This window comes from Neisseria sp. HMSC074B07 (genome assembly GCF_001810355.1).
In the GTDB taxonomy this organism is placed as follows: domain Bacteria; phylum Pseudomonadota; class Gammaproteobacteria; order Burkholderiales; family Neisseriaceae; genus Neisseria.
The window spans coordinates 20,565-33,634 of the sequence record NZ_KV800902.1; the positions used below are offsets into that span (position 1 = coordinate 20,565).

Here is a 13,070-nt window from a genome sequence, read left to right on the forward strand (position 1 = left end):
CAACGCCGTACTGATTTAAAGTTAATCCACTATATTTAGAAGGTCGTCTGAAAACCTTTATACAGGGTTTTCAGACGACCTTTTTCTGTGTCTTTTTAACGGTCAATCCGCCGTGCAGATTTCTACGATTTCTTCGCCGTATTGCTCCAACCATTCCCCGCTCACGCCGTCTATTTTAGAAAGCGCCGTCAAAGTTTGCGGCCGGGCTTTGGCGATGGCGCGTAAAGTCTGTTTTTTGGCGACGGCGTGCATCTCTCCGCCTTCATATCGGGCGGTATCGAGACACCATTGGAACAGGTGGCGGGCGAGCTGGCGTTCTGCCTGTTTCGGCTCGGAAAGCCCGTCTGCGTAGGGGCGGCAGATGTCGAGTATTACCTGCCCGTATTGGGCAATTCTTTCGCTGCCTATGCCGTAGATACCGAGCAAGTCGGCTTCTTCGGCGGGCGTGAAGACGACAAGGTCGGTCAGGCTGATGTTGGAAAGGACTTTGCCCAAGGCGCATTGTTTGGCGGCTGCCTGCTCGGCACGCCAAGTTTCAAGCTTTTGCTGTAATTGCTGTTCGCGCTCGGTTTGGGGGGTGAATAGGGGTTCTTCGTTGCCCGTTTGTCCGCTTTGGTTTTCGGCTGCGTTCCCGCAGACATTGAGGATGTCGATGCCGAATTTGTTGATTTTCGCCTCACCCAAACCGTAGATTTGGTGCAAATCTTCAAGTGTTTGTGGCATTTTTTCGACGATGTCGCGCAGGGTTTTGTCGCCGCAGACGACGTAAGCAGGGACTTCTTCGGCATGGGCGCGCTGCTGCCGCCAATGCCGCAATGCCTGCCATAGGCGTTCTTCGCGTTCGGTACGCAGCCAGTTGTCTTTGGGCTTTTGAGTGGCGGCTTTTTCGCGGCGCAATGGACGCAACATGACTTCGGTTTCGCCTTTAAGGACTTTTTTTGCGGCTTCAGTCAGTTGCAATGCCTGATATTGGGCGACGTTGACGGTGAGGTAGCCGAGGCTGATGCATTGGCGGATGACGCTGCGCCATTCTTTGTCGGTTTGCCCGCTGCCGATGCCGAAGGTGGAGAGTTTGTCGTGGCCGTTGCGCCGTATCCAGTCGTCGCTTTTACCGCGCAGCAGGTTGATGATATAGCCGGCAGCAAAGCGTTGTCCGGCGCGATATACGCAACTGAGGAGCTTTTGTACGAGGACGGTGCCGTCGAAGCGTACGGGCGGATGCAGGCAGTTGTCGCAATGGCCGCAAGGGGCGGATTCTTCGCCGAAATGTTTGAGCAGGAGGACGCGGCGGCAGGCGGCGGTTTCGCAGACGGAAAGCATGGCATCGAGCTTCTGCATTTCGATTTGTTTCTGCACTTCGTCGCTGTTGCCTTCGGCGATGCGCTCGCGCAGCAATACCCAGTCGTTCAGACCGTAACACAGCCAACTCACGGCAGGCAGCCCGTCCCGCCCGGCGCGGCCGGATTCTTGGTAGAAATGTTCGACGCTTTGGGGCATATCGAGATGGGCGACGAAGCGCACGTCCGGTTTGTCTATACCCATACCGAAGGCAACGGTGGCGACGACGATAATGTTGTCTTCTCGGGTAAAACGGCGTTGGTTTGCTTCGCGCACTTCCATGCTCAAGCCGGCATGGTAGGGAATCGCGTCCAATCCGTTTTCGCAGAGGAATTGGGCGATGTCTTCGACTTTTTTGCGGCTGAGGCAATAGACGATGCCGCTTTGCCCTTCCATTTCTTTGCGGATGAAGTCGAGAAGCTGCTTTTTGCCGTTGTTTTTTTCGATAACCTGATAATAGATATTCGGGCGGTCAAAGCTGGAGATGAATTCGGGCGCGTCTTCGAGATGGAGGAAATGTTTGATGTCGGCGCGGGTCGCCGCATCGGCAGTCGCGGTCAGGGCAATGCGCGGCACTTGCGGATAGCGTTCGGCAAGCAGCCCTAATTGCTGGTATTCGGGGCGGAAATCGTGCCCCCATTGGCTGACGCAATGCGCTTCGTCTATGGCGAAAAGGCTGATGGTTTGCTGATCGAGAAAACGCAGGAAACGGTCGGTAACGAGCCGCTCCGGTGCGACGTAGAGCAGTTTCAGACGACCTTGGGCAAGTTTGTCCACCACTTCGCGGGCTTCTTCCACCGTTGTACTGCTGTTGACCGCTGCTGCTTCTATGCCTGCGGCGTGCAGGCTCGCCACTTGGTCGTTCATCAGGGCAATCAGCGGCGAAACGACGATGGCAACGCCTTCACGCATCAGCGCGGGAATTTGGTAACACAACGACTTGCCCCCGCCCGTCGGCATCAATACCATCAGACTTCCGCCGCCTGCCAATGTATTGACGACAGCCTCCTGCTTGCCGCGAAATTCGGGATAGCCGAATACTTCGTGCAAAATCTGTTGGGCGAAAGGCTGGGGCATGATAGTTCCGTAGGGAGGGAAAAGCGTTATTTTAGCGGTTTTAGACACTGCCTGCATGAGGGATATTTGAGTTATCCACATGAGGTCGTCTGAAAACGGATTATGCTTGGTTGGGTATCGTGGGGTAATTTGTGATTGAGACAAGATGGCGGAACCGCCGACAATACAGATAGTAGGCAACCGGCTCACTCTTTGCTTTGGAAACGGAAAACCGTTCTCTTTAAGCTCAGACGAGGCGGCGGCATATTGGTGTGAAGTCAATCGGCTAGAAAACCTGTTTTCAGACGACCTTTTCATTTTTTGGCGGTTTTAAGACTTTGCAAAGCCGATTTACTGCCCCGCCGTCTTCGCGCATAATACGGCAGTCTAATAATTTATCCTAAGCACCCGAAACTTATGAACATCAAACACTTTTCCCTTATTTCGACTTTATCGGCAGCCCTGCTCCTGAGCGCCTGTCAAACGACTACGACCACAAGCGGCGGCGTCAGCGGCAACTGGGACAACATCGGCACGATTTCCGACGGCAATATCAAAGTGGCGATTGATAAAAACAGCATCAAGAAAAACGGTACTTTGGTCACTTTCCGCGATAGAAAAACCGTCTCGAAGATGAAAGAAGAACGCTTCGTCAACACGCCTGCCTACAAAACCGCCATCGGCGACTGGGAAATCCATTGCACCAACAAAACCTACCGCCTGACTGCTTTGCAGCTTCTTGACGAACACGGCAAAGAAATTTCTAAACACAACTATACCGCGACAAATATCCGCCCGATGAGCGTGATGAACGGCACGATTACCGAAAAACAATTCGAAGCCGTATGCGGCAGCAAGCTCTAATACTCAACTTATCTACATACTTATCCACAAGATAGTCAAATCAAAAGGTCGTCTGAAAACCATGAATATGGGGATTCAGACGACCTTTTTGGTTTTTTTGGGAAAGTTATATTCAGGATTATCCACATTTTCTCAAATGAGCGGTTTATCGGTTCAAAGCATAATTCCTAATCATCCCATCCATTCAATTTCTAACGCAAACGAACGCCCGTTTCTCCATCAATAATCTGACTCGGCGACCTTTGTTTGCCGATTAAACCGCCGACTACCCATACATCCCTTCCAAACTGCCTTCTCACTTCCCGCTCCGTCCTACACGCGCGTTTGCCTGCGCGGTTGCACGAAGTTGAGACCAAAGGCGTTTTCAAAGCCTGACACAAGCGGCGCGCACCTGCATGGGCAGGAACCCTGACCGCCAGTTTGCTGCGTCCTTTTCCGCGCAATGCAGGTAAAACGTCAGCAGCCGCAGGAAGCAGAAAGGTTTTGGGCGCAGGCCATTCGTTTCTGAGCATGGTTTGAATGTTTTCAGACGACCTTTTAAGTAGGGGCTGTAATTGCTCCAATTGGTTGCCAATGACAATCATACCTTTATGTTGCGGTCTTTTTTTCAGATGAATCAGTCGGTTAAGCGCTTTAGGCAAGGTCGGGATACAGCCTATGCCGTAGCAGGATTCGGTAGGATAGGCGACCAAGCCGCCTTTTTTAAGATGGGATTGCAGCTTGCGAAGCGTCGAAGCTGAAAAGATTCTGGGGAATAGCATGATAGGGAAGGTCGTCTGAAACACAATTATAGTGGATTAAATTTAAATCAGGACAAGGCGACGAAGCCGCACAGTACAGACAGTACAACAAGGCAAGGCAACGCCGTACTGGTTTAAAGTTAAGCCACTATATGTTTTCAGACGACCTGTTTCTTTGATTAACGGTTGATGGCTTTGTCGGCAATGTCTTTACGGTATTGCATGCCGTCGAAGCTGATTTTTTCCAATGCGCTATACGCCTTGGCTTTGGCTTGAGCCACATCGTCGCCCAATCCTACGACACACAATACGCGGCCGCCGTTGGTCAATACGTCGCCTTTCTCGTTTGCCGTTGTGCCTGCATGGAAAACTTTGCCGATTTGATTGGCAGCATCCAGACCGGAAATAACATCGCCTTTTTTAGGCGTTTCGGGGTAATTTTGCGCCGCCAGCACTACGCCTACGGCAGTTTGCGGGTTCCATTCCGCGGTTACGCCATCGAGTTTGCCGTCTATTGCCGCTTCGACCAAATCCGATAAGTCGCTATTCAGACGACTCATAATCGGCTGGGTTTCGGGATCGCCAAAACGGCAGTTAAACTCAATCGTATAGGGTGCGCCGCTTTGATCAATCATCAAACCTGCGTACAGGAAGCCGGTGAACTCATGCCCTTCCGCTTTCATACCTACCACGGTCGGCAAAATAATCTCGTTCATCGCGCGCTCGTACACGGCAGGCGTTACCACAGGTGCGGGGCTGTACGCGCCCATGCCGCCCGTATTCGGGCCTTTGTCGCTGTCTAAAAGACGCTTGTGGTCTTGGCTGGTCGCCATAGGCAATACATGATTGCCATCAACCATGACGATAAAGCTCGCTTCTTCGCCTTGCAGGAAATCTTCAATCACAACGCGCGCGCCGGCATTGCCCATTTTGTTGCCTAGCAGCATATCGTCAATCGCAGCATGCGCTTCATCCAAAGTCATCGCCACAATCACGCCTTTACCTGCCGCCAAACCATCGGCTTTGATGACGATGGGCGCACCTTTCTGATTGACGTAATCATGTGCAGCATCGGCGTTTTCAAAAGTTTGGTATTGCGCGGTCGGAATGTTGTATTTCTCCATAAATGCTTTGGCAAAATCTTTAGAACTTTCCAGCTGCGCCGCATATTGTGTCGGGCCAAATATTTTCAGCTCTGCGGCACGAAAATCATCCACAATACCCGCCGCCAAGGGCGCTTCAGGTCCGACGACAGTAAAAGCAATATTTTCTTTACGGCAGAATTCAATCAAATCCTGATGCGCAGTCAAGGCGATGTTTTGCAGCTTGGGTTCAATCGCCGTACCGGCATTACCGGGCGCAACAAATACTGTTTCCACTTTGGGCGACTGCGCCAATTTCCAAGCCAGCGCGTGTTCGCGACCGCCATTACCGATAACCAGCAGTTTCATGCCATCTCCTTGACAAATATGTACTTTTAACGAAAACTCGATACAAGGGGACTTTTGTCCCGTTTGAAGAAATTTTAGTGGAATCAAACAAAAGACCGCTTCATTCCACTCTGCAACCTATTTGACTTATCCACGAAATTAAAAAAGGACAAGCAACCATGCAAAAACGTATTGATGAAATCCAAAGCAAATACCGCGAATGGTGTCATCTACTACCGCAATTGGAAGAAGACATCCGGCGTTGGAAACATGCTGTCGCTTTGATTCGCGATATGGACAATTTTTATACCCACGAGTATCAGGCGTGCCATCAAGCCATTGAGGACGGGGCAGAACTGGATTTGAGTACGGAAGGCGAATACAGCATTATGAGTGAGGATGCGTTATGGAACGCGCTGGGCGAATTTCATCAATTGGCCTGGCTATATTTGCGCTCCAGCGTCGATGCCTTAGACAGATATACACAAGAAGATTTATGAGAGAAGAGGTCGTCTGAAATACCATCCAAAGCATTTCAGACGACCTTTCATTCAAAAGGCTTTTCTGTGTTTACTTCAATCTGCCGTGTATTCTTCCAAGCCGCAACACAGGCCTCATAATTTGCCAACGACAAACTGACCGTCAATCGGCAATCCAACTGTAAATCCTGCTCCAATATATCCGCCTGATATTGTTTAGCGATGCGGATCGCTTCATTCAAAAACGGATATTCACATTTCAGCCAAACGGTTTTTTCAATATTCTTTTCAACGACTTCCGCAACTGCCAACGCTTGAGCCGTTGCCTCTTTATACGCATGTATTAGACCGGGAACACCCAATAAAGTACCGCCGAAATAGCGGACGACCACAACCAAAATATCGGTTACGCCCACCGAATCAATCTGCCCTAAAATCGGCCGACCCGCGCTTCCTGACGGTTCTCCATCATCGTTGGCACGAAATTGCATACCATCTACGCCCAAACGATAGGCATAGCACCAATGCCGCGCTTTATGATGTTCTTCCTTTAACGGATCGAGATATTTTTTCACATCAGCCAATGTCCGAATCGGATAGGCAAATGCGATAAAACGGCTGCCTTTATCTTTAAACTCAGCCTGCGTCGGGGAAGTAATGGTTTTATAAGTCGTAATCATGCTGAAATGTTTTCAGACGACCTCATTAATAACAAGGTCGTCTGAACGTTTCACGTGAAACATCAATTTTTCAATGCTTCTGTTAATTGCGGGACGATTTCGAATAAATCGCCTACCAATCCGTAATCGGCCACATTGAAAATCGGCGCATCGGCATCTTTGTTGATTGCGACAATGACTTTGCTGTCCTGCATACCGGCAACATGTTGAATCGCACCTGAAATACCGATTGCAAAATAGAGCTGAGGTGCAACCACTTTACCGGTTTGTCCGACTTGCACGTCATTCGGCGCATATTCGGCATCAACTGCTGCACGGGATGCACCAATTGCCGCACCTAAAACATCTGCCAACGGTGTCAGCACTTCATTGAATTTTTCCGCACTACCCAACGCACGGCCACCGGAGACAATGACTTTTGCCTGAGTCAGCTCAGGACGATCGGAATGGGAGAGCTGACGGTTCACAAAACGGCTCAGGTTTTGAGCAGGGGTCGCTTCAACATTAACCACCTCAGCATGACCACCTTGCGCTAGAGCTGCGTCAAAAGCCGTCGCACGGAAGGTCAGCACCAATTTTTCCGAATCGGCTTGCACGGTTTCAAATGCATTACCCGCATAAATCGGGCGCACAAAAGTCGTGTTATCCACAATCTCAGTCAAATCAGAAATTTGCGGGACGTCTAATAAAGCGGCTACGCGCGGCAAAAGGTTTTTACCGAATGTGGTTGCCGTTGCTGCAACATAGCGGTAATCCGCCGCCAATTTGACAACCAGCGGAGCCAGTTCTTCAGCCAAACCTTCGGCATAATGGGCAGCATCCGCAACCAAAACTTTTTCCACACCCGCTACTTGTTTCGCGGATTCCACTACGGCCGATGCGCCGTTTCCGGCAACCAATAAATCGACTTTACCCAGTTTGGCGGCAGCGGTAACGGCATGCAAAGTGGCAGGATTCAACTGTTTGTTGTCGTGTTCAGCAATAATCAATACGCTCATTTCAGTCTCCTCAAATCACTTTGGCTTCGTTTTTCAATTTTTCAACCAATTCGGCAACGCTTGCTACTTTTACACCTGCCTGACGCGCTTTAGGCTCGGCAAATTTCACCGTTTTCAGACGAGGTGAAATATCCGCAACCAAATCAGCAGGAGCCAGTTTTTCCAAAGGTTTTTTCTTTGCCGCCATGATATTGGGAAGTTTGACAAAGCGCGGCTCGTTCAAACGCAAATCCGCACTGATAACAGCAGGCAGTTTCAATGCGATGGTTTCTTCGCCGCCATCGATTTCCCGCACAATCTGCACTTCATCGCCTTCAATTTGTACTTTGGACGCAAACGTACCTTGCGCCGCATTCAGCAAAGCCGCCAGCATTTGCGCCACTTGGTTGGCGTCATCATCAATCGCTTGTTTGCCCAAAAAGAAAATTTGCGGATTTTCTTTGTCCGCAACGGCTTTCAGCAGCTTGGCAACTGCCAGCGGCTCCAATTTAGTATCGGTTTCAACATGAATTGCACGGTCGGCACCCATCGCCAAAGCTGTACGCAACGTTTCTTCGCATTTCTTTTCGCCCAAAGAAACCGCTACGATTTCGCTTACTTTTCCGGCTTCTTTCAAACGGACGGCTTCTTCCACAGCGATTTCGTCAAACGGATTCATCGACATTTTGACATTGCCGATATCCACATCCGAACCATCGGCTCTTACACGAACTTTGACGTTGTAGTCCACTACGCGCTTTACTGCGACCAGTGCTTTCATTGAATTCTCCTAAAAAGAACGTTGCTTTCACCATCCAGCGAAACCAAACCTTCTTCTCTATAAAATCAAATCCGTTTTTTCTTAAAAACGAATTCATTCAGAAATCTTTCGGATAATGCTTGCCGATTATACCATTTTTAAAGCATTTACTCAGGCTGAAGGATATACATTCCTACACTCAACAAACTGGAAAATGTCATGCCGCTATATCAGTTTCAGACGACCTTTGAGCCTTCATCAGCAGCCACACAATCCATCAACGTTTGATAAACCAAATCCGCAGTTGGAATCTGCCCGATATTGCCCAAATTTTTTGCAATAGCCGAAACTTGAACGCCTGTTTTAATCGGATCAGTATCGGTATAAATACCGATCACAGGTTTTTCCAAAGCATTTGCCAAATGCAGCAAACCGGTATCCACACCGACAATTCCGACTGCGTGTTTCAGCAGATACGCCGCCTGCAATAAATTCATTTTGTCGCACACAATGGCAAATGGCAGTCCGTCTGCAATTTGTTCGGCACGCGTTTTTTCAGTTTCATTTCCCCATGGCAGGTAAACATTGCATTGTTGTTCTTCATTCAGTTTTTGCAGCAACGCCCGCCAGCTTTCCACAGGCCATAACTTACTGTCCCGGCTGGTCGCATGCAAAGCCGCATAATACGGCTGCTCTAAATTTTTCAGACGACCTGCTTCAGGAACAGTCAAGCCGAATACCTGCGTTTCCGGCATTGCATATCCAAATACTTGGGCGAACAGCTCGCGGTTGCGCCAAACGGCATTTTTCCCTTTTGGTACAGCGTATGTTTTCGCATACGCCAACGCAGCCAACCCCTCGCGCGCGCTGTTTTTATTTAAACCATAAATAGGGGATTTTGCCATTTTAGCGAAACACGCGCTTTTAATCAGACCTTGACTGTCCAATACAAAATCAAATGCTTCCTGCCGCAAGACCTGTTTCAGACGACCTATTTCTCGCCAAGTTTCAGCCTGAAAGAGGTGTTTGCGCCATTGCCGCCATTTCATCACATGGATTTTTTTTACGAACGGATGCAGGCGCGCAATATCCGAAAATCCGGCTTCACACAACCAATGCAGTTCCACATCAGGGCATTGTCGCGCCAAATCTTCGATTGCGGGCAAAGTGTGAATTAAATCGCCCATACTGGACAAGCGGACAAGCAAAATTTTCATATTTAGGAAGGGTATTTCACGTGAAACAATTTTAACTTATTGATTATTAATATATTTTTTAATTTCTTCAGCGTTTTTTAAAATCATTGCACCGGCAGAATGCATTTCCTGCCATGCCGTTTCGATGGTTTCCGGCGCAATGCCCCGACAAGCCGCTTCATTGACGATAACCTGCCAATTGCCGCCTTTGAGCAACTGCAAAACCGTTGTTTTCACACAATAATCCGTAGCCAACCCACCGACAATGACCGTATCCGTATTTTGACAACGCAGCCATTCAATCAGCCCTGTGCTCAGTTTTTCCTCAATATCATGAAAACACGCGCCATAAGGATGCAATTCAGGATCAACGCCTTTCCAAACGCAATAATCGTATTCCTTAGCAGAAGGCAGTCCGTCCAACAATTCATAGCCGCGCGTACCGACCATCGCATGAGCCACCCAAGTCAAATCCGCATCGGGCAAACCTGTCGGCTTTAACATATCAACAGGGTTATCCACAAGCCATTTTGCTGCCGCATGATGCGCATCTTTCGTCATCACGCGCAAATCCGCCAAAGCGGCTTGGGCATTCAATTCTTCAACAATCAAATGCCCCTCGTTTACAGGCAGCTCTTTAGGACACAAAGGCGTAAAAGTTTTTTGTGCATCAACATCAATGGAAACAATCATCTCATCATTTCAAAGCGATTAAAATGCCCTGTATTATAACAAATTACTGCCCAAAAGCGGTAAAACCAGCTGTGATAAGATAACGTTTTTCCAAAAAACTTGTCCACAATACTCATGACTTACACCATCATCCCCATCGCCACCACCCGCTCGCCCTACAAACAGAAATTCGGCGTCGCCCGTCAGCCCGGATTGGTTCCCGCCGCAGAAGTCTGTATCGAGCTGAATCCCGAATTTACCGCAGACAGCGTACGCGGATTGGAACACTTCAATTATGTGTGGATAAGTTTTATCTTTCACGGCGTATTGGATGAAGGCTGGGCACAAATGGTGCGCCCGCCACGGCTCGGCGGCAAACAAAAAATGGGCGTATTCGCCACACGCAGCCCCCACCGCCCCAATCACCTCGGACTATCGCTCTTAAAACTCGAACGCATCGAAACCGGCAAACCCGTCCGCCTCTATTGCAGCGGCGCAGACCTGTTGGACGGCACACCAATTATCGACATCAAACCCTACATCCCCTTTGTCGAATCCAAACCCGACGCCTCATCCGGCTTCGTCAGCGGCAAACCCGAAGAGCTTGAAGTCGTATGGCTGGAAAACATCGGCGCGGAAAATTTATCTGCCAGCACCCAAAACCTGATCAGCCAAAGCATTGCCCAAGATCCGCGCCCCGCCTATCAGAATATTCCCGAACGGATTTACGTCATGAATATAGAGGATTATGAAGTCAGGTTTCAAATTAAGGGAAACCGAGCGACGGTTATCGGGATAAGCGTTGTTTAAATTTTTATAGTGGATTAACTTTAAACCAGTACGGTGTTGCCTCGCCTTAGCTCAAAGAGAACGATTCTCTAAGGTGCTGAAGCACCAAGTGAATCGGTTTCTGTACTGTCTGTACTGTCTTGCGGTTTCATCGCCTTGTCCTGATTTAGTTAAGCCAATATAGTATCCGCTCCCATTCAAAAAGGTCGTCTGAAAACCAAATTACACGGCGAAATATGGTTTTCAGACGACCTCTTCAAAAAATTGGCATAAAACTTGCATGAAATTCAACCGAGAAATTCACGTTTCACCCAAAATTTGATTAAACATCAAAAGAAACAACCAGTAACGCGATTTTACCCGTGCCAAACACACGCTTGCCTGAAGACGATATACCATTGCTTTCATTTATGTCCGTATGAAATTGTTACAAAGTGACAATAAATGTCAACAGAATGAAAACGGCGGCACACGGATAATATCGAATCTTGACCATGCAACGGCGGCCTGATTGAAATTGCCGCAACAAAAAAGGATTAACCATGAAAACGTCCCGCATCGCCAAAACCGCCCTTTACCTCGCTGCCGCAGCCGTACTGTCCGCCTGCGCCGGCAAAAGCCACGTTAAAGCCGACGGAACGACGGACAACCCCGTCTTTCCCAAACCCTACTCCGTAACCTTCAACAAAAACCAAGGCACATTCCCTACCGCCGATGAACTCGAACAGATGAAACCAGGTCTGAGCAAAGACGACATCTACAAAATCCTCGGCCGTCCGCACTACGATGAAGGTATGTTCGGCGTGCGCGAATGGAACTATCTCTTCCACTTCCGCACTCCCGGTGTTCCCGCCAATCCCGATATCGGCTCCAACGTAGAAGGCATTACCACTTGCCAATACAAAGTCTTGTTCGACAAACACAAATACGCCCGCAGCTTCCATTGGAAAGCCGTCTTCCCGGAAGATGCCGTCTGCCCGCCCGTACAAGAAGTTGCCCCACAACCTGCGCCCGAACCTCAAATCATCATCCGTGAGGTTGTGCCCGAAACACCCCACCGCATCCGCAGATAATAGGAAACCATGTTGAAAAGAATCATCCTCGGCGTATCGCTGCTGGCAGGGCTGAACAGCTTTGCAGCAGCCGATGCCGCCAAAGAATACATGCAACGCAAAAAAGTCATCGTCAACACCGCCAAAGCCGAGCTGTGCTTTGCCGACGATGGCCAGTGCCACCCCGTACTCATCGGTAAAACCACGCCAAAAGGCAAATTCGACATGCAGTTGATGAAGACTTCCAAACCCGGCTACGGCGGCGAAGTCATCGGCTTCAAGCAGGAAAAAGACTTCCTCTTCGCCCTGCACCGCGTTTGGACACTCAAACCTTCCGAACACCGCATGAAACGCATTGCCTCTGATGTTGTCTCTGACCGCATCATGACCAACGGCTGCATCAATGTAACTGACAAAGTGTATGACAAGCTGCGCAATTACTTCGTTTTGGAAGTGATTTGACGGGCTATTCCGCGTAACAAGGATGCAGAAAGGTCGTCTGAAACCCCAAATCTCAGGGTTTTCAGACGACCTTTTTATAGTGGATTAAATTTAAATCAGGATAAGGCGACGAAGCCGCAGACAGTACAGATAGTACAGAACCGATTCACTTTGGTGCTTCAGCACCTTAGAGGAATCGTTCTCTTTGAACTAAGGCGAGGTAACGCCGTCGGTTTAAAGTTAAGCCACTATATTTAATCAAAGCGAATTTTATTCAATGAACACTTTAGATAAACCAAATCCATAGCGTGGGCTTTGCCCACGAAACCTACCGTTTAACCATTCGAATGGGGTGGTTGTCCTTGCATTTTATTTCGTGGGCAAAGCCCACGCTACACGTTGCTGCAACGGCAATCTGTCCCTTCCTCTGTCCTGCTGGGGAAGGTTAGAATGAGGGTGGCTTTATGGTTTTAGGTAAAATCAAATTCATGCAACTTGTAGAACCACCTTCTCCCCCAACCCTCTCTCATCTGATGGAAGAGGGAGTAGATTGAAGGTATAATCAATTAAAAACAAAATAGTACAATACTCAACTT

General features: G+C 49.0%; 13 protein-coding genes and 1 pseudogene. 6 read left to right on the plus strand and 8 right to left on the minus strand.

Going from position 1 to position 13,070, the window contains the following annotated elements; all coding sequences use genetic code 11:
• Nucleotides 1-102: 102 nt before the first annotated feature.
• Nucleotides 103-2,415 (minus strand): DNA helicase RecQ, encoded by a 2,313-nt coding sequence (gene recQ, locus HMPREF2726_RS01580; RefSeq protein WP_036529556.1) that lies wholly within the window; start codon nucleotides 2,413-2,415, stop codon nucleotides 103-105.
• 396 nt (nucleotides 2,416-2,811) lie between these two features.
• On the opposite strand from recQ, the gene HMPREF2726_RS01585 reads away from it, so the two are divergent.
• Entirely contained in the window at nucleotides 2,812-3,258 is a 447-nt protein-coding gene (locus tag HMPREF2726_RS01585; protein ID WP_003769219.1) for a surface-adhesin E family protein, read from the plus strand.
• Nucleotides 3,259-3,449: 191 nt separating this feature from the next.
• Here HMPREF2726_RS01585 and HMPREF2726_RS01590 read toward each other — a convergent pair whose 3' ends face one another.
• Nucleotides 3,450-4,019 carry an L-threonylcarbamoyladenylate synthase gene (locus HMPREF2726_RS01590; RefSeq protein ID WP_070601962.1) on the minus strand — a complete coding sequence of 190 codons (570 nt, stop codon included), beginning with the start codon at nucleotides 4,017-4,019 and terminating at the stop codon, nucleotides 3,450-3,452.
• A 27-nt stretch (nucleotides 4,020-4,046) separates the two neighbouring features.
• Here HMPREF2726_RS01590 and HMPREF2726_RS14265 point away from each other — a divergent pair.
• Nucleotides 4,047-4,155, plus strand: a pseudogene (locus HMPREF2726_RS14265) (IS5/IS1182 family transposase); the annotation flags it as partial.
• 22 nt (nucleotides 4,156-4,177) lie between these two features.
• On the opposite strand, the gene purD reads toward HMPREF2726_RS14265, so the two are convergent.
• The gene (gene purD / locus HMPREF2726_RS01595; RefSeq protein ID WP_009312570.1) at nucleotides 4,178-5,449 is read right to left on the minus strand and encodes a phosphoribosylamine--glycine ligase; all 1,272 of its coding nucleotides are present in this window, start codon (nucleotides 5,447-5,449) and stop codon (nucleotides 4,178-4,180) included.
• Between the two features lie 158 nt (nucleotides 5,450-5,607).
• Here purD and HMPREF2726_RS01600 point away from each other — a divergent pair, with 158 nt between their 5' ends.
• Nucleotides 5,608-5,928 carry a DUF4298 domain-containing protein gene (locus tag HMPREF2726_RS01600; RefSeq protein WP_009312569.1) on the plus strand — a complete coding sequence of 107 codons (321 nt, stop codon included), beginning with the start codon at nucleotides 5,608-5,610 and terminating at the stop codon, nucleotides 5,926-5,928.
• Between the two features lie 47 nt (nucleotides 5,929-5,975).
• Here HMPREF2726_RS01600 and HMPREF2726_RS01605 read toward each other — a convergent pair whose 3' ends face one another.
• The 5 genes from HMPREF2726_RS01605 to HMPREF2726_RS01625 all read right to left on the minus strand — a co-directional run bounded on the left by HMPREF2726_RS01605 (nucleotide 5,976) and on the right by HMPREF2726_RS01625 (nucleotide 10,213).
• Nucleotides 5,976-6,587 (minus strand): IMPACT family protein, encoded by a 612-nt coding sequence (locus tag HMPREF2726_RS01605; protein WP_009312568.1) that lies wholly within the window; start codon nucleotides 6,585-6,587, stop codon nucleotides 5,976-5,978.
• A gap of 62 nt (nucleotides 6,588-6,649) precedes the next feature.
• Nucleotides 6,650-7,585 carry an electron transfer flavoprotein subunit alpha/FixB family protein gene (locus HMPREF2726_RS01610; RefSeq protein ID WP_009312567.1) on the minus strand — a complete coding sequence of 312 codons (936 nt, stop codon included), beginning with the start codon at nucleotides 7,583-7,585 and terminating at the stop codon, nucleotides 6,650-6,652.
• Between the two features lie 10 nt (nucleotides 7,586-7,595).
• The gene (locus HMPREF2726_RS01615) at nucleotides 7,596-8,345 is read right to left on the minus strand and encodes an electron transfer flavoprotein subunit beta/FixA family protein (RefSeq protein WP_009312566.1); all 750 of its coding nucleotides are present in this window, start codon (nucleotides 8,343-8,345) and stop codon (nucleotides 7,596-7,598) included.
• A gap of 215 nt (nucleotides 8,346-8,560) precedes the next feature.
• Complete coding sequence (gene waaC / locus HMPREF2726_RS01620) at nucleotides 8,561-9,541, minus strand: lipopolysaccharide heptosyltransferase I (RefSeq protein ID WP_009312565.1); 981 nt, start codon at nucleotides 9,539-9,541, stop codon at nucleotides 8,561-8,563.
• 36 nt (nucleotides 9,542-9,577) lie between these two features.
• Nucleotides 9,578-10,213 (minus strand): nicotinamidase, encoded by a 636-nt coding sequence (locus HMPREF2726_RS01625; RefSeq protein ID WP_009312564.1) that lies wholly within the window; start codon nucleotides 10,211-10,213, stop codon nucleotides 9,578-9,580.
• A gap of 114 nt (nucleotides 10,214-10,327) precedes the next feature.
• Here HMPREF2726_RS01625 and tsaA point away from each other — a divergent pair, with 114 nt between their 5' ends.
• From tsaA to HMPREF2726_RS01640, 3 genes are all read left to right on the plus strand, one after another.
• Complete coding sequence (gene tsaA, locus HMPREF2726_RS01630; RefSeq protein ID WP_009312563.1) at nucleotides 10,328-11,002, plus strand: tRNA (N6-threonylcarbamoyladenosine(37)-N6)-methyltransferase TrmO; 675 nt, start codon at nucleotides 10,328-10,330, stop codon at nucleotides 11,000-11,002.
• A 521-nt stretch (nucleotides 11,003-11,523) separates the two neighbouring features.
• Entirely contained in the window at nucleotides 11,524-12,054 is a 531-nt protein-coding gene (gene bamE, locus HMPREF2726_RS01635; RefSeq protein ID WP_009312562.1) for an outer membrane protein assembly factor BamE, read from the plus strand.
• A 9-nt stretch (nucleotides 12,055-12,063) separates the two neighbouring features.
• Nucleotides 12,064-12,495, plus strand: coding sequence for a hypothetical protein (locus HMPREF2726_RS01640; protein ID WP_003766469.1), 432 nt, complete (start codon nucleotides 12,064-12,066; stop codon nucleotides 12,493-12,495).
• Nucleotides 12,496-13,070: the final 575 nt, after the last annotated feature.